The organism is Micromonospora sp. NPDC049107 (assembly GCF_040648595.1).
Classification (GTDB): Bacteria; Actinomycetota; Actinomycetes; order Mycobacteriales; family Micromonosporaceae; genus Micromonospora.
Window position 1 is genome coordinate 50995 of sequence record NZ_JBEZEC010000016.1, and the last position, 18048, is coordinate 69042.

An 18048-nucleotide genomic window follows, 5' to 3' on the forward strand; every position below is an offset into this window, starting at 1 on the left:
CGCCCGGGATGTCACCTCGCGGGCGTGAGCCCGTGACCAGGTTTCATTCACGTCGTTCAACCGGGGACATCGATACGATCAGTGAACACAAGCGGACTCTCGGTGGTGGAAATGGACAGCGGACTCGATACCCGGCGGATCGTGCACCCGACGGAGCGGATCGTCACGGGACGGCTGGTCCGCCTGTTGGACGGCTACACCCGCGAGATACGCGTCGGCCAACCGGTGCTGGTCGCGGTGCTCGCCGCGGCCGCGTTCGCCCGGCTGCCGGCCCTGCTGCTGCGCGCGCTGTTCTCGTTCGGCGGCGGTGGCGCCCGCCGACGCTGGAAGGAGCTGAAGCAGGGCCCGGAGTACCTGGTCACCCCGGTCCGCCTGCGGAACACCGCCGGTCAGCTCTGCGAGGTCGAGCTGCACGGACACCTGCCGCAGAGCGCCCTGCACCCGGCCGATCAGGTGCAGCTCACCCTGCGCCCGCAGCGCGATCCGGAGCTGCCGCCGCGGATCGAGCGGATCGTCAACCTGACCACCGGGCAGTTGCTCACCCCGCGTACCGCGACCCTCTGGTCACACCTGGGACCACCGCTGCTGTTGCAGGCGACGATCGGCGCTCTGCTGTTGGCCGGCGTCGCGGCCTGTTCCGCGCTGACCTGAGCGCTCGGCCGGGGCCGGTCAGCCGACCGGGGCGGGCTCGCGGACCGGCTGCCGGTCGCCGCCGAGCATGCCCCGGCGATGTGCCCAGCGTTCGAAGATCAGCGTGGCGAACGGCGGCACGGCGCACGCCAGCGCCACGAGGGTCACCGGCAGGCTCCAGCGGCGCAGCCGCGCCACCGCGAGCACCAGCAACCCGTACGCGATGAACAGGCCGCCGTGGATCGGCCCGAAGATCTTGACGCCCAGCTCATTGTCCGGCGGACCGTACTTGACGGCCATCCCCACCAGCAGGGCCAGCCAGGAGCAGGCCTCGGCGATCGCCGCCGCGACGAACAGCCGGGTCACCTTCTCGCGCATCCGGCAATGCTAGCGGTGCCGGCCGTTCGCGCTCTCGCCGACCACAGAGCGTGCGACAGGGGTCACGGGGCCCGCCACTGGGTAGGAAAGAACCCTCGGGTCTTCCCCGCTCGTACGGCCACGTGCGAGGTTAGGGGGAACCAGCGGTGACAGGGCGGTGACCATGGGCGAGGATGTCGGCGTACGGACCTTCAGTCGGGAGGATCGGGCCCGCTACCGCGAAAAGGTGCGGAACTGCCTGGATGTCTTCGCCGAGATGCTGCGGGAGTCGCGGTTCGACATCGACCGGCCGATGACGGGGCTGGAGATCGAGCTGAACCTCGTGGACGAGGCGTCGAATCCGGCCATGCGCAACGCCGACGTGTTGGCGGCCATCGAGGATCCGAGCTTCCAGACGGAGCTGGGCCAGTTCAACATCGAGATCAATGTGCCACCGCGCCGCTTGACCGGCACCGGCACCCTCGACTTCGAGGAGCACGTGCGCGCCAGCCTCAACGCCGCCGAGGAGAAGGCCCGCACGATCGGCGCGCACATGGTCATGATCGGCATCCTGCCGACGTTGCGTCCCGAGCACCTCACCGCCGAGACGCTGTCGGCCAACCCGCGCTACAAGCTGCTCAACGAGCAGATCTTCGCGGCGCGGGGCGAGGACCTGCCGATCGCCATCTCCGGGGTGGAGCGCCTGGCGGTCACCGCCGACACGATCACCCCGGAGGCGGCCTGCACCAGCACCCAGTTCCACCTCCAGGTCAGCCCGGCGCAGTTCGCCGACTACTGGAACGCCGCCCAGGTGGTCGCCGGCATCCAGGTGGCGCTCGGGGCGAACGCGCCGCTGCTGTTCGGTCGGGAGCTGTGGCGCGAGACCCGCATCCCGCTGTTTCAGCAGGCCACCGACACCCGGCCGGAAGAGATCAAAGCCCAGGGGGTACGCCCCAGAGTCTGGTTCGGCGAACGCTGGATCACCAGCGTCTTCGACCTGTTCGAGGAGAACGTCCGCTACTTCCCGGCGCTGCTGCCGGTGTGCGACCCGCAGGACCCGACGCAGACCCTGGCGGCCGGCGAGGTGCCGAACCTCGCCGAGCTGCGGCTGCACAACGGCACGATCTACCGCTGGAACCGTCCGGTGTACGACGTGTCGCGCGGCCGGCCGCACCTGCGCGTGGAGAACCGGGTGCTGCCGGCCGGGCCGACCGTGCTGGACACCATCGCCAACGGGGCCTTCTACTTCGGACTGGTCCGCGCCCTCGCCGAGTCGGACCGGCCACTGTGGTCACAGATGTCGTTCAGCGCCGCCGAGGAGAACTTCACCAGTTGCGCCCGGCACGGCATCGACGCGCAGGTCTTCTGGCCCGGCCTCGGCTACCTGCCGGTCACCGAGCTGGTGCTGCGCCGGCTGCTACCGATGGCGCACCACGGGCTGGACCGGTGGGGCCTCGACCCGACCGAGCGGGACCGTCTGCTGGGCGTCATCGAGCAACGCTGCCTGACCAACCGCAACGGCGCGACCTGGCAGGTGGCGACGCTGCACCGGTTGGAGTCCACCGATCACCTGGACCGGCCGGAGGCGCTGCGCGAGGTGGTGCGGCACTACGTGGAGCTGATGCACAGCAACCGGCCGGTGCACGAGTGGCCGATTCCCTGACGATCGCCCGTTCTCGCCGGCCGTCGACCGTCGGCCCATCGGCTCGGACGTCGCACGTCGATGACCACGGCGGCGGGGACCCTGACCGTGGCGGCCGGGGTCCGCGCCCGCTGCGAGCGTGACCGCGCTCAGCCGCGTGGGGTGGGGACACCGAAGAGGTCGGTGATGCCGCCGGGCAACTGCGCCAGCAGGTCGTGCCGGTCGTCGTCGTCGAGCGCCTCGGCGACGGTGTTCAGCACCACCTGGGCGTGTTGACGCACCTGGTCCCCGTTCGACACCTGCTCACGGTCGCCGACCTTCTTCAGGAACTCGTCGACGTCCCACCGGCGTCCCTGGGGGTTTCGGGTGACAGAACCGTTCAGCCGATCGGGCAACTGTGCCGCCAGGTTGTCGGCCTCCTGGCCGGCGAGCCGTTCGCCGAGCACCGACAGGACGGCCTGCACCGAGCGCACGGCCTCGTTCTCCCCGAGCCCTCCGCGCTGTCGTACGGTCGCGATCATCTGCTCGTACTCCATGACCCGCTCCCTTTCGCCTCCTGGACCGGCGCGCAGGCCGGCTAACGGACGAACGGACGGCGTTCCCGAGCCCACGGACCACAAACGCGCCACCCCCCTCGCGCCGATCTTGCGGTTTCGGTCGTCAACATGGGGTGGTATGCCCCTTGTGTCGCCGCAGAAAGTGCAAGATCGCGGGAGCTGGGGCGGTCAGACCTTGAGGAGCACCTTGGTGCAGTCGTCCTGCTTCTTCTGGAAGATCTTGTAGCCCTTCGGGGCGTCGCGCAGCGGCATGCGGTGGCTGACGATGAAGCTCGGGTCGATCTCGCCGCGTTGGATGCGCTCCAGCAGGGGGCGGGTGTAGCGCTGCACATGACACTGACCGGTCCGCATGATAAGTGACCGGTTCATGAACGCGCCCATCGGGAACTTGTCGACGAAGCCGCCGTACGCGCCGATGACCGACACCACTCCCCCGGATCGGCAGGCCAGGATCGCCTCCCGCAGGGCGAACGGCCGTTCCGTCTCGGTCCGGGTGGCCTGCTTGGCCCGGTCGTACGCGTACATCGCGGAGTTGGCGTGGTGGCCCTCCAGACCGACCGCGTCGATGCACGCGTCGGGGCCCCGACCGGCGGTCATCTCGTTGAGGGTGTCCAGCACGTCGACGTCCTCGTAGTTGATCGTCTCGGCGTCGGCGTGCTCGGCGGCGAGACGCAGCCGGTAGGGGAACCGGTCGATGACGATCACCCGCTCCGCGCCGAGCAGCCGGGCGCTGGCCGCGGCGAGTAGCCCCACCGGCCCCGCGCCCCAGATCGCGATGACCTGCCCGGGTTTGATGTCGCACATCTCGGCGCCCAGGTAGCCGGTCGGAAAGACGTCGGCGAGCAGGACGGCCTGGTCGTCCGGGATCTCGTCGGGCACCTTGAGCGGGCCGACGTCGGCGAACGGCACCCGCGCGTACTCGGCCTGGCCGCCCGCGTACCCGCCCAGCAGGTGGGAGTAGCCGAAGATGCCGGCCGGTGAGTGGCCCATGACCTTCTCGGCGATGCCGGCGTTGGGGTTGGAGTTCTCGCACACCGAGTAGAGGCCACGCTGGCAGGAGGAGCAGTGCCCGCAGGCGATCGGGAACGGCACCACCACCCGGTCGCCGGGCTTGAGGTTGCGGACCTGCGGCCCGACCTCCACCACCTCCCCCATGAACTCGTGGCCGAGGATGTCGCCCTTGCGCATCGCGGGGATGTAGCCGTGGTAGAGGTGCAGGTCGGAGCCGCAGATCGCGGTGGTGCTGACCCGCACGATGGCGTCCCGGGCGTTCATGATCGTCGGCTCGGGTACGTCGATCACCCTGACGGTGTCGGCGCCCATCCAGGCGGTGGCCTTCATTGCTTCGCCCCTTCGAGAAACGGTCAGCGCCGGGTCGGCGGCAGCGGCTGCGCGGGTCGCTGCATCGCCTGCTGGCGTACGGAGATGCCGTTCGGGCTGCCCTCGGAGCGGACCACCTCGCCGGCCTCCAGTACCTGCTTGAATCGGCGCAGGTCGTCACGGACCTGCTGCTCGGGCTCCTCGCCGAAGAGCTTCGCCACGGCCCGGCCGAGCGCGCCCGCCGGTGGCGCGTAGCGCAGTTGCACCCGGACCTCGGTGCCGCGGTCGCCCGGGGCGGGTACGAACGCGACCCGACCGGCGTTCGCCACCCGACTGCCGGGCAGCGACCGCCAGGTGATCGACCTGTTTGGCTGATCGTCGATGATCTCGGCGTCCCATTCGACGCGGCGACCGGCCGGTCCACGGGCGACCCAGTGCGAGAGGCGCAGGTCGTCGGCGCGTACCGACTCCAGGTGCGCCATGAACCGGGGCAGGTTCTCCACGTCACGCCAGAACCGGTACGCCTCGGCGGGTGACCGGTTGACCGTCACCGCGATCTCCATCCGGATCATCCGCTCCCGGGCCCGGCGGGCACGACCGGCGGCGATCGCGGTGGCGACGTCCAGGGCGGTGATGCCGGCGATCGCGGCCGTGGTCAGGGCCAGGCGGCGGCGACGCTCCCCCCGCCGGTCGACCATGGCCCGGCCCAGCAGCGTCAGGTCCAGGGCGTCACCAACGACCCGGGTCCACGCCCAACCGGCCGGGCGGCGGCCGGTGAGCAGACCGACCGCGTGGATCACCTCCCGCGTTCCGACGGCGGGGATCACGGCCCGCGCGGCGGGTGAGTCGTCGACGCCGGTCAGGCGGGCCAGGGTCCGGGGCGCGGCCAGCGCGCCCACGCCCAGGGCCAGGCTCAGCAGACCCAGCGCCCGCGTCGCCGCGGTCGGCACCGGGCCGTCCAGCTCCGGCAGGAGCATGTTGTCGACCCGGTCCATGAGCCGGTCCCCTTCGGTCGGCGCGAGCGCCGGCGGCCACCGACGCGGGCGGCCGTGAGCCGCCACCGTGACGCTATGCGCTGGATCCTCCCTACGCGCCCGAATTGAGGGAGAACGCCGATCAGACCTTGTTGATGATCACCGCTATCTTGTAGTCATGAAAATGGATGGGGCATACGAGGTTCGGCAGAGCCGCATCCTGACCGGGCTCACGCTGGCGCTGTACAGCGCTCTGCCGATGACCGCCGTGGTGATCGGCCTACAGGACCTGTCCGAGCGCTACATGTTCGTCATCATTGGGCTGGGGTTCGAGGCGACCATGCTCGCCCTGATGCGGGGCCGCGTCGGCCGCGCGGTCCGGCAGGAGTTGCTCTTCGCCGTTGACGAACAGGGCGTATACCTGGGCCCGGACGAGTACGGCCGGCCCGCGACGCGCGAACCGTGGTCCCAGATCGACTTCATCGTCTACTTCACGGGCCGCATCTGGAAGACCAGCACCCGGCCAAATCCGAACCGTAACGTCGGTATCGCCCGAGGCGGCAGGATCATCACTTCCCGGGCAACGGGCGGTTGGCGCTTCAGCGCCCGGCGGGCCGCCGCGGCGGCCGACCGGTTCGGCGGGGGAAAGCCGGTCCTCAAGGGACCGTACTTCGATCAGGTGCCGCGCGAGTGGTTCCACACCCTCACCCTGCCGCCCACATGGCTCGCCGCCCACGCCAGACCTGGCGGTGTGTCCGGAACACAACGCTGATCAACCGGCAGCACGTCACCTTCAGTCAGCATCACGACATTGACCGATTTGGATCAGCAACGCTCCGTTACCGTCGGCGCACCCCCGTTCCGTCGCCGCGAGGAGCACGCCCGTGAGCCCCACCCTCCTGCGCAAGCTGACCACCACCATCGCCATCGCGCTGCTCGTCGTGGAGGCCGCCGCGCCCGCTGGCGCGCGTACCCCCCGGCAGGTGTCGCCCGCGCCCGGCGGCGTTCGCGCCGTCGTGCGGGACGCGGCCACCGGCGCGCCGGTGCCCCGCGCCTGCGCCGCGCTCGTGCCCATCGACGCCGCGGCGCTGACGGCGGTCACCCTCGGGGAGGACCAGCTCGGCCGGTACGGCGGCTGCGCCGACGAGCAGGGCAGCCTGGTGACCGGTGACGTCGCACCCGGGGACTACCGGTTGCTCGTGCGGCCCTACGACACGACCCGGCACGGCTGGCAGTGGGTCGGCCGGCACGGCGGCACCGGTGAGCGCGAGCGCGCGTACGTCATCCGGGTCCGGGCCGGCACGGTGACCAACGCGCCCGACATCCGGCTCGATCCGCCCGGCACGGTCGTCGGAGTGGTGACCGACGCGGCGACCGACGCCCCGGTCCCGCGAGCGCTGGTGATGGTGGTGCCGTACGTGCCGGACCCCAAGTACGACGACCACGGGCCCACAACCGATGAGAACGGCCGCTACACGATCACGGGCCTCGGGCCGTACGAGTGGCCGGTGCAGTTCGCCGCGGGTGGGTACGCCACCGTCTGGTCCGGCGGGGTGGGCAGCCGGGCGCAGGCGCGAAAGGTCCGGGTCCGCGCCGCGCGGACGACGACCCTGGACCAGGCGCTGCCCGCCGGCACCCCGGTCAGCGGGGCGGTACGCGTCGACGAGTTGCTCACCTACGCCCAGGTGCTTGCCTTCGACGCCAGCACCGGAGACCTTGCCGGCGTGGCGGACGTGGGGAGCGGGTACGCCCTGCGCCTGCTCCCCGGGCAGCGGGTGAAGCTGCGCTGCGACTGCGCGTACGCCCCGCCGGTGTGGCACCGCGACGCGGCCGGCTTCGACGCCGCGACTCCCCTGCGGGTCGGGCGAACGCCGGTCGTGGTCGACTTCGACCTCGACTAGGGCCTGTTTCATAAGGGCGGTCGAGCCGAGGCGGAGTCCGGGCGGCGATCCGGCAAGGCGCGGTGGCGTCCGGATACCGGTGGTGTATCCGGACACCACCGCAACGCCGCCGGTCGTCGTCCGGGCCCGCCGCAGGCCGACCAGTTCTTATGAAACAGGCCCCCCTAGAACACCCACCGGAGCACGGTGGCCAGGCCGACCACGCACAGCGCCACCAGCACCACGCCGATCACCGCCGCCACCAGGCAGCCCAACCCGTCTCGCCACGAACTCGGCTCATCGGGACGTGGCCCCTCATCGGTCCAGGTGACGGGCCCGTACCGGCCGGCCTGCTCCAGCAGTCGCGCGAAGCGCGGGCCCGCCACCGGCCCGAGTCTGGCGCCGGGGTCGGCGGTCACCCGCAACGCCCGCAGACGCCGCCAGGCGTTCCCGTAGGCCTGCTCGAACGCGGCGACCTCCCGCGCGTCGGCGTCCTCGCCGAGGAAGCCCCATCGCCCCGCCTCGGCCACGTTGCCCACCTGCCGGTAGAGCGCGGCACGCCGCGCCCGCACCGCCAGGTCGTCGGGGTACGCGGCGGTCAGGCTCGCCAGGCGTTGCATCGCGGGGTGCACGTGCCCGCGCTCCAGATCCGCCGCCACCCTCGCCAGCACCTGTTCCTTCGCCACGGCGGACATTCTGAGCGGTGCGCCTGCCACGCCGACAGCTCATTTCCGTCGGTCGGGCGTTAGCAACGGGCCGCAGCGGGTAGCCGTCGTCCGCTCTTTCTCGGGCCGGGAGGTGGGATGACGACGGCGACCAGCGACTTCTTCGAGCGGCTGGCCGCCGCGTGCCGCGATCCGCGGTTCAGCAAGGTGTGCGGAAGTGTGCGCTTCGACATCGCCGACGGGGACGACCTGGAGCAGTGGCTCCTGGTCATCGACCACGGCAAGCTAGAGGTGTCGCAGAGCGGGGACCCGGCCGACACCGTCATCAGGGTGCCGGCACAGGTGGCGGAGTCGATGGCGCGCGGCGAGGTGAACGGGCTGGCGGCGATCGAGCGCGGCGAGATCCTGGTCGACGGCGACCTCGCCCTGGCGTTGCGCATCGGGCGACTGTTTCCCCGCGCGGCCGAGGGTGGCGCGGGAGCCGACCAGCCGACGGCGACCAGCGCGCCGTGAGGGACATCCCGGGCACGGTGTCGTGCATCGACGGCAACACCTTCATCGTGTCGGACGCCAGTGGAGACGTGGAGTCGTCGCCCGCAACGCCGGTGGGGCTGTTCGCCAACGACACGCGCTATCTGTCCCGCTGGGTGCTCACTGTGAACGGCGAGCGGTTGGCCGCCCTGTCGGTGGACGACAGCCAGTACTACGAGGTCACGTTCTTCGTGGTGCCGGGCGGGGCCGTCGACTACGTGGAGGCGGACGTGTCCGCGATCCGGCGGCGACGCATCGGCCCGGACCTCACCGAGACGCTGACGATCTTCAACTACGGCCAGGGAGTGGTGGACCTCGACGTGCGACTGGAGGTCGAGGCCGACTTCGCCGACATCTTCGAGATCAAGTTCGATATCCAGGACAAGGCGGGCAGCTACTACACCGACGTCGAGCCGAACGAGTTGCGGGTCGGTTATCGACGCGGGACGTACCGGCGTGAGGTCGTCGTGTCGACGAGCGAGTCGGCCACCATCGACGCGCGCGGCCTGCGGTACGCGGTACGGCTGCGGCCCGGGGAGCAGTGGGACACCCGGTTGCGGGTGGTCATGCGGGCGCTGCGACCGGACGGCGTCGACCTGCGCGCCGCCCTGCGCGCGCTACGCCCGGACGAGTCGACACTGCCGGACAGCGTGCGCGAGTGGGTGGCGCAGGCGCCGACGCTGGACACCGAGAGCGCCACCCTCCAACAGGTCTACCACCGCAGCCTGGTGGACCTCGCGGCGCTGCGGTTCGCGCCGCTGTCACTCGGCGGAGCTGCCGTACCCGCGGCCGGGCTCCCCTGGTTCATGACCCTGTTCGGCCGCGACAGCCTGCTGACCTGCCTACAGACCCTGCCCGTCACGCCGTCGCTGACCCCGCCGACACTGCGGATCCTCGCCTCGCTCCAGGGCGCCCGGACCGACGACGTGCTGGAGGAGGATCCCGGCCGGATCCTGCACGAGCTGCGCTACGGGGAGTCGGCCGCGTTCGAGGAGCAGCCACACTCCCCCTACTACGGCACCGTCGACGCGTCGCCCCTGTTCGTGGTGCTGCTCGACGAGTACGAGCGGTGGAGCGGCGACACCGCGTTGGTGATGGAGTTGGAGCAGGAGGCTCGCGCGGCCCTGGACTGGATCGACGCGTACGCGGACCTGACGTCGACCGGCTACGTCTGGTACCAGCGGCGCAACCGGGCCACCGGCCTGGACAACCAGTGTTGGAAGGACTCCTGGGACAGCATCTCCTACGCCGACGGCCGGCTGCCCGGGTTCCCGAGGGCGACGTGTGAGGTCCAGGGGTACGCCTACGACGCCAAGCTCCGTGGCGCGCGGCTGGCGCGTACGTTCTGGGGCGACCGCGACTACGCCGAGCGGCTGGAACGCGAGGCGGCGGCGTTGTACGAGCGCTTCAACCGGGACTTCTGGCTCGAGGACCGTGGCTACTACGCCCTCGCGCTCGACCACGACGGCACTCCCGTGGACAGCCTCTCCTCGAACATCGGCCACCTGCTGTGGAGCGGCATCGTGGCGCCCGACCGGGCCGCGCGGGTCGTCGAGCACCTGATGGGTCCGGCGCTCTTCTCCGGCTGGGGCGTGCGGACCTTCGCCTCCGGGCAGAGCCGCTACAACCCGCTCGGCTACCACAACGGCACCGTCTGGCCGTTCGACAACTCGTTCATCGCGTGGGGCCTGCGCCGTTACGGGTTCCTCAGCGAGGCGGGCCGCATCGCCGAGGGCATCCTGTCGGCCGCGACCTACTTCCAGGGGCGGCTGCCCGAGGCGTTCGGGGGCTTCGACCGCAGCACCACCCGGTACCCGGTCCGGTATCCCACCGCCGGCAGCCCGCAGGCGTGGTCCAGCGGAGCGCCGATGCTGCTGCTGCGCACCCTGCTCGGCCTCGACCCGCACGAGGAACACCTGGCCGTCAATCCCGCGCTGCCGTCCGCCTTCGACCGGATCGCGCTGCTGGACATTCCCGGACGCTGGGGGCTCGTCGACGCGTACGCCCGGCACCGCCCGGACCGGAACTAGTTCACCGCCCGCGTGTGCAGGACGGCACGGGCCTGTTCGGCGGCGCGGGTGATGCTCTCGCTGATGAAGTCGAGGAAGCGGGCGATGTTCTCCAGGCGGGCGGCGGCCGGGGTGCCGGGGCCGAGGACGGCGACGCCCTCACGTGCTGTCGCGATGAGTTGGTCGTTGGCGCGGGCGCTGGCCATCGTCGCCTGGTAGAAGAGTTCGGTGTCGATGACGTAGCGGTCGCGGCGGCGCTCGTCGCGCTCGCGGCGGACGAGACTCTGACTCTCCAGGAAGCTGATGGCCTTGGAGATGGACGCCGGGCTGACGTGCAGACGCTGGGCCAGCTCCGCCGCGGTGAGGCTGCCCGTGTCGGTGGTGAACAGGCAGGTCAGTACCCGGGCTCCCATCTTGTTCAGACCCGTGGCCATGAGGACGGTGGTGAACACCTCCTCGTACTCGGCGACGGCCTCGGCGTCGCGGCCGTGCGGCTGCGGGATCGCCTCGGCGGTCCGGGTGGCGGACGGCACGCGGCGGCGGGCGCGGCGTTCGGTGGCGCGGTGGGCCAGCTCGGCCCGGTAGGCGTTCGGGCCGCCGTTGCGCAGCACCTCGCGGGTGATCGTCGAGGTCGGACGGTCGAGGCGTCGGGCGATCTCGGCGTACGGGAGGCTGTCGGCCAGCCCGGACGCGATCTGCTGACGGTCCTGCTGGGTGAGTCTGCCTCCCGGCACGGTGATCTCCTCGGTGGTCGTCCTCAACGGCATTGCCACCATAGCGTTCACCGCCAGTCGATTGCAATGGCGGTAACGCCGGCCGTTGCTTTAGCGGCAGATCGGTTGCAACGTTTATAACGCTCTGAGCTGCCCTTACTACCCACCTACGCAACAAGGCTGTTGCCACTAACTGGAAAGCAACGTAGCGTTTCCAATGTCAGAAACACCGGAGAGAGCATCGGAGAACGCCGTGCAGAGCTTCGCCACCCCCGCCCCCATCGCCGCCGTCCTGGACATCCCCGCCGGGCGCGTCCAACTCATCGCCGCCGACCGCGCGGACACCACCGTCGAGGTCCGGCCCGCCGACGCCGGCCGCAGCCGCGACACCCGGGCCGCCGAGCAGACCACCATCGCGTACGCCGACGGCGTCCTGCGGGTCACGACCGCGTCCCCCGACAACCAGCTCCTGGGCCCCACCGGCTCGGTGGAGGTCACCATCCAACTGCCCGCCGACTCCCGCGTCGAGGTCAGGGCCGCCAGCGCCGAGCTGCGCGGCGTCGGACGCCTCGGTGACGTCACCGTGGACGGCGCGTACCGCCACATCAAGGTCGACGAGGCGGCGAGCATGCGCCTCACCGCCGTCGACGGCACCGTCGAGGTCGGTCAGCTCAACGGCCCCGCCGAGATCAGCACCACGCGGGGCGACATCCGCGTCGCGCAGGCGACGCGAGGCCGGCTCGTGCTGCGTACCCAGTCCGGCGACATCTCGGTCGCCGCCGCCACCGGCGTCTCGGCCGCCCTGCACGCCGGCACCGGCCACGGGCGCATCAGCAACGCCCTGGTCAACCACGGCAGCGCCGACCTCGACATCCACGCCACCACCTCGTCGGGCGACATCACCGCCCGCAGCCTCTGACAACCCAACCCCTTCAAGGAGTACGACAATGACGACGAACACCCCCTCCTCGACCCCTTCGCCGTGGACCGGCATGGTGCCGGTCGACGACACCGCCCTGGCCGTCACCGACACCGGCGGCGCGGGCGTCCCGGTGGTCTTCCTCAACGGCCAGTTCGCCACCCAGGGGTACTGGCGCAACGTCATCACCGACCTGGGCACCCGATGGCGGCACATCACCTACGACGAGCGGGCCCGCGGCAGAAAATCGGGACGCTCGGCGGACTACTCCTTCGAGGCGGCCGTCCGGGACGTCGACGCCGTTCTCGCCGCCCGAGGCGTCCAGCGGGCGGTGCTCGTCGGCTGGTCGTACGGGGCCGTCGTCGGCGCCCACTGGGCCCACCGCAACCCGGACCGCACGATCGGCGCGGTACTGGTCGACGGCGCGTTCCCGCACGACTGGCTCGACGACGCCATGGAGCTGCGGATCCGCAAGCTGTTCCGGCGCCTGGGCTGGTTCACGCCGCTGCTGCGGCCGACCGGCCTGACCCCGCGCATGAGCGCCGCCCAGCAGGCGGAGAGCAACATCGAGCTGGGCCGGCTCTCCCGGGAACGCGAACTGGGTCCGGTGCTGGACGGCATCACCGTCCCGGTGCGGTACGTGGTCGCCTCGGGAACGTCCCTCGGCAGCAAGGGAGACGAGCAGGAACGCATCCGCGCCAGCCTCGACGCGGTGACCACGCGCAACCCGAACATCCGAGTCCACGCGAAGGTCGCCAGCAACCACGGCGCGATCCTCAAGAAGGACTTCGCGGCCGTCGCCCAGGCCGTACGCGAGGTCGCCGCCCTCGACAGCGAGCACCGCTGACACACCGAACCCCGGTCCCCCCGGCCGCCGCGCGCGACCGGGTGGCCGGGGCGGCGGCGGGGAACCGGCGCACCACTGTGGATGATCGCCTGGTAGGAAGAAGGCAACCGCCTCACCCTCGGGAGATCACTGTGCCTCGTACCCCGCTGTCTCGCCGTTCCCTGCTGGCCGCCGGCGGCGCGACGGCCGTCGCGCTCGGCGCGGCCGTCGCCGGTCCGTCCGCGGCGAGCGCCGCCGCCGCGCCGCCGGCCGACGACACCGTTGCCACGCCGGCCGAGGCGCTGCGTCGGCTGCTCGCCGGCAACCACCGCTTCACCAGCGGTCACGGTCGGCACCCGCACCAGGGCCTCGACGACCTGCACCGCCTCGCCGCCGGCCAGCACCCATTCGCTGTCACGGTCGGCTGCGCCGACTCCCGGGTCGCGCCCGAGGTGCTGTTCGACCAGGGGCTCGGTGACCTGTTCGACAACCGGGTGGCCGGCAACATCGTCGACGACCTGCTGCTGGGCAGCGTCGAGTTCGCCGTGGAGGAGTTCGGCAGCCTGCTGATCGTCGTCCTCGGGCACGAACGCTGCGGCGCGATCACGGCCACCATCGACGCCATCCACACCGGCGGCACCGCTCCCGGACACATCGGCACCATCGTCGACAGCCTCCGCCCGGTGGTCGAGCCGGTGCTGGACCAGCCCGGCGACCCGGTGGAGAACGCCGTCCGCGCCAACATCGCCGCCCAGGTTCGGGCATTGTCGGCGCGCAGCCCGATCATCGCCGAGAAGGTGCGTCAGGGCGCGCTGCGGGTCGTGGGCGCCCGCTACGACCTGGACAACGGACGGGTCTCCCTGGTCGCCTGACGGCTTGTCTTCCCGGTCGTCCGTCTGGTGCGGGCGGCCGGGGCTATTCCAGCGTCCAGCCGATGGCGGGTGGGTGGACCCGGGCGCATACCGGCCCGCCGGCCGCGTCCGTCAGCCCCAGTCTGCTCACCAGCAACCCCCCGCTCTCGTGCGCGGCGCGCAGCAGGTCGGTCGGGATGTCGGTGAACATCAGCTTCGCCCGCCGGAACATCGCGAACCCGTCATCGATCACCGTGCCCCAGCTCAGGTAGAGAAAACGCCCTCCGGGTCGTCCATGCACGAACGGCCCGCCGACGTCCAGCACCCCGTCGATCTCCCGGCTGGACACCGCTACGTTCCAGACCGCCCGTGCCGCGTCGACCCGTACGCGATCGACCACCTCGCTCTTGCGCTGGATGCCGACGTGCACGTTGCCGAGCCGCAGCGCGTCGGCCTCCGCGCCCGCGCGCCGGCCCGGCAGGTCACTGCCCTCGATCCGGATCCGCACCCCACCAACTCTAGTTTCTCGGCGTCGACCGCCCGATGGTCGCCGCTGACCGACCGCTCGCGGCTAGGGTGCGTTCATGGTTGACCGGCGTCAGGTGGTGGCCTACCGCGTGCGGGCGCAGCAGCTGGACCGGGATGAGGGCGGCTCGCTGGCCGACACCGCCGTCCTGGACATCGGCGTGCAGAACACCGGACCGGACGGCGCCCGCTGGGCTCTCGCCGTCCGTGGCGTCGACGTGACCGCGCTGTCCGACGCCGACGTGGTCCTGCTGTGGACCGTACGGGGCGCTCCGCACCTCTACCGCCGGGCCGACGTCGGGCAGGTGGTGGCCGCGGTCGAGCCGTTCTCCGACGCTGACGCGGGCAAGCGCATCTACGACGCCTCGAAGCCGTTGAAAGCCGCCGGCATCGGCAACCTCGCCGCCCTCGACGAGGTGGCCGCCGGCATGCGGACGATCGTCACCGCGCCAACGGTCAAGGGCGACGTCTCCGGCCGCCTGGCCACCATGCTGCCCGAGCCGTACCTGCGGTTCTGCCGGCCGTGCGACGCCACCCACCTGTACGAGATGCCGTTCCGGCTCGCCGCCGCGCGGGCCGGTCTCGAGTTGCAGCTCGACACCTCACCTCCGGTCCTGCGGCGCATCACCGGCTTCCGCCGGGTGTCCGCCCCGGGCGACCGGTTCGACCTCGTCCGCGCGTACCTCCGGCTGCTCGGCCCCGCCACTCCGAAGCAGGTCGCCGACTATCTCGACGCGCCGGTCAAGGACGTGAAGGCACGCTGGCCCGACGACGTGGTCGACGTGACGGTCGACGGCGAGACGCGCTCGCTGCTGGCCGCCGACGAGGAGGCGCTGACGTCGGCCGAGGTGAGCGCGACCCGCCTACTCGGCCCGTTCGACCTGTTCCTGCAGGCCAAGGACCGGGCGACACTCGCGCCCGACGCCGCCCACGTGAAGGAGTTGTGGCCGGTGCTGGGTCGCCCCGGCGCGGTGCTGGTCGACGGCGAGATCATCGGCACCTGGCGTCCCCGCAAGTCCGGCAAGACGTTCACGGTCGCGGTCCAACCCTGGCGCAGACTGTCCGCCGGCACGCGCGACGCCATCACCGCGCAGGCCGAACGCCTCGCCACGCACCGCTGCGCCACGCTCACCGACGTCGACTTCGCCGACTGACAACCCGAGCCGGACGGCACTCGGCGGCACCGTCAGCGCGGCGCCCGGGTACGCCGGTAGTAGGACCACCCGGCCAACGGCAACGCGATCGCCCAGGCCAGGAGCAGCGGAAGGCCGATGAGGACACCCGTCGGAGTGAAGATGTCCTGCGCGCTGGATTCGGAGAGGTCGGCGGCGAACTGCCAGGGCAGGGTCGCCGCATAGCCGATCATCAGGGCGGATCCCAGCACCGTCGGCGTGAGCGGCACCCACGGCGGCACGCGGTGGCCGCGAAGCCACGGCACCCACCGGGGAAACGTACGCCCCCAGTCGCTGATCAGGCCGAGCGCCAGCACTCCCCCGAGCCCGGCGAGGACGCACAGCAGGCCCAGGTAGAACGCGCCGGCCGGCAGGCCCAGGAACCCGTCGACCGGGTGGTCCCCGACGCCGGGCCCGCGACCGTGGTACCACTCCTCGAACGGTTCGGCGTGTGCGAACAGCGGGATGCCGAGGATCCAGGGAACGTGCAGTGGGATGAAGCCCAGAACGGGCGCGATCCACGCCACGTGACCTGCTCGGCGTGCCCACGGCGGCGGCTTCGATGCTTCGGCGCTCTGGTTCACGGTCGTCACTCCGTATCGATGCGGTGGTTTCCTCCGGTCCCACGCTGCGCTGTCGGCGTGCCCGGCGGATCCCCGCGCAGAGGGAGCGGGGTCCCCCGTGCCCGGGGGGGGCGCGGCCCGCACGACGAACGCCCCGATCCACTGATGCGGACGGGTGCGAGCTGGGAGACTGTGAGCTGCCGTCGGCATCAGTTGACCCCCCTGCACGTTCGGCCGCGCCGAGCGCCGAGGCGCCGGATGGAAAAGGGGGCGAGGATGCAGCCGACCTGGCTCTCGACGCTCTCCTGGATCTCACTCGCGGTCGGTGTCGTCAGCTTCGTGATCGTCCTCGTCGACACGTACCTCTACGGGCACCGTCAGCCGGTCAGGGTCATGGAGATCGTCTGGCTGGTCACCGTCCTGTACATCGGCCCGGTGGCCGTCCGCCTCTACTGGACCTGGGGTAGACCCGAGGCGCTCGCGCCGTCGCCGCGCAAGGATCGGTCTCGACGGCCCCACCGGGGCACCATCGTGACCCAGGTGTCCCGTTGTGGCGCGCACTGCGCCCTCGGCTTCGTCGTCGCCGAGGTCGCCCTGTACGGATTCGATCTCCCCCGGAGCCCGCTGTGGATCGGCTACGCGGGCGACTATCTGATGGCGGTGACGATCGCCGTCCTCTTCCGGCTCTTCGAGAGCCCCCGTCGCAGCCTCGCGGAGGTCTGGCGCGCGCTGGCGACCGTCGTGAAGGTGGAACTGGTGACCATCACCGCGTTCGAGGTGGCGTTGTTCGTGTGGCTGACGCTGGCGCACCACATGGTCTTTCCGGAGCCACCCCTGCGGCTCGACAGCCCCACGTTCTGGTTCGCCGGCCAGATCGGGATGATCGCCGGCTTCGTCACGGCCTGGCCTGCCGCCTCCTGGCAGATCGGCCGACGATTGAGCGTCGCGGCACGCTGACGTCGTCGGAGCACGGGTAGCGGGGCTGGTGCGGCACGGTCACACCTCGGCGGCCGTCTGGCCGACCGGGAACCGCACGCCGGTGAGGTCCTCCGAGACGGCCCAGAGGCGCTGCTGCACGGTCAGGTCGTAGGACTCGGGGCTGGACGTGACCAGCTTCGGGTGGCCGCGCGTCTCGCCCAGGCCGTCGGGGCCGTAGTACTGCCCGCCGAGGACGGACGGGTCGGTGGCGGCACGCAGGGTGGGCAGCGCGCCTGCCGCAGCGGGCTGGGTGACCACCGGGGCGAGCAGGGTGATCGGCGCGCGGACGAGCGCCGGGGAGTTGCGGACCAGTTCGGTGTCGGAGACGCCGGGGTGCGCGGCCACCGCGACGGTGGTGCCGTGCGGGGCGAGCCGGCGCTGCAACTCGTAGGTGAACATCAGGTTGGCGAGCTTCGACTGGCCGTAGGCGGCGACGCGGCCGTACGACCGCTCCCACTGCAGGTCGTCGAAGTGGATCGCGGCGCGGATCCGGTGGCCGACGCTGCTGACCGTGACCACCCGGGAGCCGGGCACCGGCAGCAGCAGGTCGAGCAGCAGGCCGGTGAACGCGAAGTGACCCAGGTGGTTGGTGCCGAACTGCATCTCGAAGCCGTCGCGGGTGGTCTGCTTCGGCGTGTACATGACGCCGGCGTTGTTGATCAGCAGGTCGATCCGCGGGTGGGTGGCGTGCAGTCCGGCCGCGGCGGCGCGCACCGACTCCAGCGAGGTCAGATCCAGTTCCTGTACGGAGACGTCGCCACTCATCCGGGCGGCGGCGCGCTTGCCCTTCTCGGTGTCACGTACGGCCAGCACGACCGAGGCCCCGCGTTCGGCGAGGAGCCGGGCGGTCTCGAAGCCCAGGCCGGTGTTGGCGCCGGTGACCACGGCCACCCGGCCGTCCTGGCGCGGAATCTGCTGCTCGGTCCACTTCATCTC

At 71.4% G+C, this 18048-nt stretch carries 20 protein-coding genes; 11 read left to right on the plus strand and 9 right to left on the minus strand.

Going from position 1 to position 18048, the window contains the following annotated elements; genetic code table 11:
- Positions 1-102 precede the first annotated feature (102 nt).
- Complete coding sequence (locus tag AB0B55_RS30680) at positions 103-651, plus strand: hypothetical protein (RefSeq protein ID WP_357122202.1); 549 nt, start codon at positions 103-105, stop codon at positions 649-651.
- Between the two features lie 18 nt (positions 652-669).
- Here AB0B55_RS30680 and AB0B55_RS30685 read toward each other — a convergent pair whose 3' ends face one another.
- The gene (locus AB0B55_RS30685; protein ID WP_357122005.1) at positions 670-1008 is read right to left on the minus strand and encodes a DUF3817 domain-containing protein; all 339 of its coding nucleotides are present in this window, start codon (positions 1006-1008) and stop codon (positions 670-672) included.
- 163 nt (positions 1009-1171) lie between these two features.
- Between AB0B55_RS30685 and AB0B55_RS30690 the strand changes: the two genes are divergently transcribed.
- Positions 1172-2650, plus strand: a complete 1479-nt coding sequence (locus tag AB0B55_RS30690; protein ID WP_357175517.1) for a glutamate--cysteine ligase — start codon at positions 1172-1174, stop codon at positions 2648-2650.
- A gap of 128 nt (positions 2651-2778) precedes the next feature.
- Here AB0B55_RS30690 and AB0B55_RS30695 read toward each other — a convergent pair whose 3' ends face one another.
- The 3 genes from AB0B55_RS30695 to AB0B55_RS30705 all read right to left on the minus strand — a co-directional run bounded on the left by AB0B55_RS30695 (position 2779) and on the right by AB0B55_RS30705 (position 5501).
- Positions 2779-3165: a DUF2267 domain-containing protein gene (locus AB0B55_RS30695; protein ID WP_357121999.1), complete on the minus strand. Its 387-nt coding sequence runs from the start codon at positions 3163-3165 to the stop codon at positions 2779-2781.
- A gap of 189 nt (positions 3166-3354) precedes the next feature.
- Complete coding sequence (locus AB0B55_RS30700; RefSeq protein ID WP_357175520.1) at positions 3355-4527, minus strand: zinc-dependent alcohol dehydrogenase; 1173 nt, start codon at positions 4525-4527, stop codon at positions 3355-3357.
- Between the two features lie 23 nt (positions 4528-4550).
- A complete protein-coding gene (locus AB0B55_RS30705; RefSeq protein WP_357175523.1) occupies positions 4551-5501 on the minus strand; it encodes an SRPBCC family protein in 951 nt (316 codons plus the stop codon).
- A 238-nt stretch (positions 5502-5739) separates the two neighbouring features.
- On the opposite strand from AB0B55_RS30705, the gene AB0B55_RS30710 reads away from it, so the two are divergent.
- Both AB0B55_RS30710 and AB0B55_RS30715 read left to right on the plus strand, forming a co-directional pair.
- Positions 5740-6252 carry a hypothetical protein gene (locus AB0B55_RS30710; protein WP_357175526.1) on the plus strand — a complete coding sequence of 171 codons (513 nt, stop codon included), beginning with the start codon at positions 5740-5742 and terminating at the stop codon, positions 6250-6252.
- Between the two features lie 112 nt (positions 6253-6364).
- Complete coding sequence (locus tag AB0B55_RS30715) at positions 6365-7381, plus strand: carboxypeptidase regulatory-like domain-containing protein (RefSeq protein WP_357175529.1); 1017 nt, start codon at positions 6365-6367, stop codon at positions 7379-7381.
- 164 nt (positions 7382-7545) lie between these two features.
- Here the strand turns inward: AB0B55_RS30715 and AB0B55_RS30720 are convergent, their stop codons facing one another.
- Positions 7546-8046, minus strand: coding sequence for a DUF6584 family protein (locus tag AB0B55_RS30720; RefSeq protein WP_357175533.1), 501 nt, complete (start codon positions 8044-8046; stop codon positions 7546-7548).
- A gap of 117 nt (positions 8047-8163) precedes the next feature.
- On the opposite strand from AB0B55_RS30720, the gene AB0B55_RS30725 reads away from it, so the two are divergent.
- Both AB0B55_RS30725 and AB0B55_RS30730 read left to right on the plus strand, forming a co-directional pair.
- Positions 8164-8538, plus strand: a complete 375-nt coding sequence (locus tag AB0B55_RS30725; RefSeq protein ID WP_357121981.1) for an SCP2 sterol-binding domain-containing protein — start codon at positions 8164-8166, stop codon at positions 8536-8538.
- Between the two features lie 5 nt (positions 8539-8543).
- A complete protein-coding gene (locus AB0B55_RS30730; protein WP_357122199.1) occupies positions 8544-10586 on the plus strand; it encodes a glycogen debranching N-terminal domain-containing protein in 2043 nt (680 codons plus the stop codon).
- Here the strand turns inward: AB0B55_RS30730 and AB0B55_RS30735 are convergent.
- Positions 10583-11299: a helix-turn-helix domain-containing protein gene (locus tag AB0B55_RS30735; RefSeq protein ID WP_357121978.1), complete on the minus strand. Its 717-nt coding sequence runs from the start codon at positions 11297-11299 to the stop codon at positions 10583-10585. The two genes, AB0B55_RS30730 and AB0B55_RS30735, sit on opposite strands and share 4 nt — an antisense overlap.
- A 196-nt stretch (positions 11300-11495) precedes the next feature.
- On the opposite strand from AB0B55_RS30735, the gene AB0B55_RS30740 reads away from it, so the two are divergent.
- The 3 genes from AB0B55_RS30740 (at position 11496) to AB0B55_RS30750 (ending at position 13895) form a co-directional block, all read left to right on the plus strand.
- Positions 11496-12197, plus strand: a complete 702-nt coding sequence (locus tag AB0B55_RS30740) for a DUF4097 family beta strand repeat-containing protein (RefSeq protein WP_357175536.1) — start codon at positions 11496-11498, stop codon at positions 12195-12197.
- 28 nt (positions 12198-12225) lie between these two features.
- Positions 12226-13044, plus strand: a complete 819-nt coding sequence (locus tag AB0B55_RS30745) for an alpha/beta fold hydrolase (RefSeq protein WP_357175539.1) — start codon at positions 12226-12228, stop codon at positions 13042-13044.
- 131 nt (positions 13045-13175) lie between these two features.
- The gene (locus tag AB0B55_RS30750) at positions 13176-13895 is read left to right on the plus strand and encodes a carbonic anhydrase (protein ID WP_357175541.1); all 720 of its coding nucleotides are present in this window, start codon (positions 13176-13178) and stop codon (positions 13893-13895) included.
- Positions 13896-13938: 43 nt separating this feature from the next.
- On the opposite strand, the gene AB0B55_RS30755 is transcribed toward AB0B55_RS30750, so the two are convergent.
- The gene (locus AB0B55_RS30755) at positions 13939-14382 is read right to left on the minus strand and encodes a DUF5990 family protein (RefSeq protein WP_357121966.1); all 444 of its coding nucleotides are present in this window, start codon (positions 14380-14382) and stop codon (positions 13939-13941) included.
- Positions 14383-14458: 76 nt separating this feature from the next.
- Here AB0B55_RS30755 and AB0B55_RS30760 point away from each other — a divergent pair, with 76 nt between their 5' ends.
- Positions 14459-15553, plus strand: a complete 1095-nt coding sequence (locus AB0B55_RS30760) for a winged helix DNA-binding domain-containing protein (protein ID WP_357175544.1) — start codon at positions 14459-14461, stop codon at positions 15551-15553.
- A 32-nt stretch (positions 15554-15585) separates the two neighbouring features.
- Here the strand turns inward: AB0B55_RS30760 and AB0B55_RS30765 are convergent, their stop codons facing one another.
- The gene (locus AB0B55_RS30765) at positions 15586-16098 is read right to left on the minus strand and encodes a hypothetical protein (protein WP_357175547.1); all 513 of its coding nucleotides are present in this window, start codon (positions 16096-16098) and stop codon (positions 15586-15588) included.
- A 312-nt stretch (positions 16099-16410) separates the two neighbouring features.
- Between AB0B55_RS30765 and AB0B55_RS30770 the strand changes: the two genes are divergently transcribed.
- Complete coding sequence (locus tag AB0B55_RS30770) at positions 16411-17091, plus strand: DUF4396 domain-containing protein (protein WP_357175550.1); 681 nt, start codon at positions 16411-16413, stop codon at positions 17089-17091.
- 39 nt (positions 17092-17130) lie between these two features.
- Here AB0B55_RS30770 and AB0B55_RS30775 read toward each other — a convergent pair whose 3' ends face one another.
- Positions 17131-18045, minus strand: a complete 915-nt coding sequence (locus AB0B55_RS30775) for an SDR family NAD(P)-dependent oxidoreductase (RefSeq protein WP_357175553.1) — start codon at positions 18043-18045, stop codon at positions 17131-17133.
- Positions 18046-18048: the final 3 nt, after the last annotated feature.

Bases quoted from the DNA above. Each gene is read 5' to 3' on its own strand.
- AB0B55_RS30685 (WP_357122005.1), bottom strand. From the start codon at position 1,008: ATGCGCGAGAAGGTGACCCGGCTGTTCGTCGCGGCGGCGATCGCCGAG.
- AB0B55_RS30690 (WP_357175517.1), top strand. From the start codon at position 1,172: ATGGGCGAGGATGTCGGCGTACGGACCTTCAGTCGGGAGGATCGGGCC.
- AB0B55_RS30695 (WP_357121999.1), bottom strand. From the start codon at position 3,165: ATGGAGTACGAGCAGATGATCGCGACCGTACGACAGCGCGGAGGGCTC.
- AB0B55_RS30700 (WP_357175520.1), bottom strand. From the start codon at position 4,527: ATGAAGGCCACCGCCTGGATGGGCGCCGACACCGTCAGGGTGATCGAC.
- AB0B55_RS30705 (WP_357175523.1), bottom strand. From the start codon at position 5,501: ATGGACCGGGTCGACAACATGCTCCTGCCGGAGCTGGACGGCCCGGTG.
- AB0B55_RS30710 (WP_357175526.1), top strand. From the start codon at position 5,740: ATGACCGCCGTGGTGATCGGCCTACAGGACCTGTCCGAGCGCTACATG.
- AB0B55_RS30725 (WP_357121981.1), top strand. From the start codon at position 8,164: ATGACGACGGCGACCAGCGACTTCTTCGAGCGGCTGGCCGCCGCGTGC.
- AB0B55_RS30740 (WP_357175536.1), top strand. From the start codon at position 11,496: ATGTCAGAAACACCGGAGAGAGCATCGGAGAACGCCGTGCAGAGCTTC.
- AB0B55_RS30745 (WP_357175539.1), top strand. From the start codon at position 12,226: ATGACGACGAACACCCCCTCCTCGACCCCTTCGCCGTGGACCGGCATG.
- AB0B55_RS30760 (WP_357175544.1), top strand. From the start codon at position 14,459: ATGGTTGACCGGCGTCAGGTGGTGGCCTACCGCGTGCGGGCGCAGCAG.
- AB0B55_RS30770 (WP_357175550.1), top strand. From the start codon at position 16,411: ATGCAGCCGACCTGGCTCTCGACGCTCTCCTGGATCTCACTCGCGGTC.
- AB0B55_RS30775 (WP_357175553.1), bottom strand. From the start codon at position 18,045: ATGAAGTGGACCGAGCAGCAGATTCCGCGCCAGGACGGCCGGGTGGCC.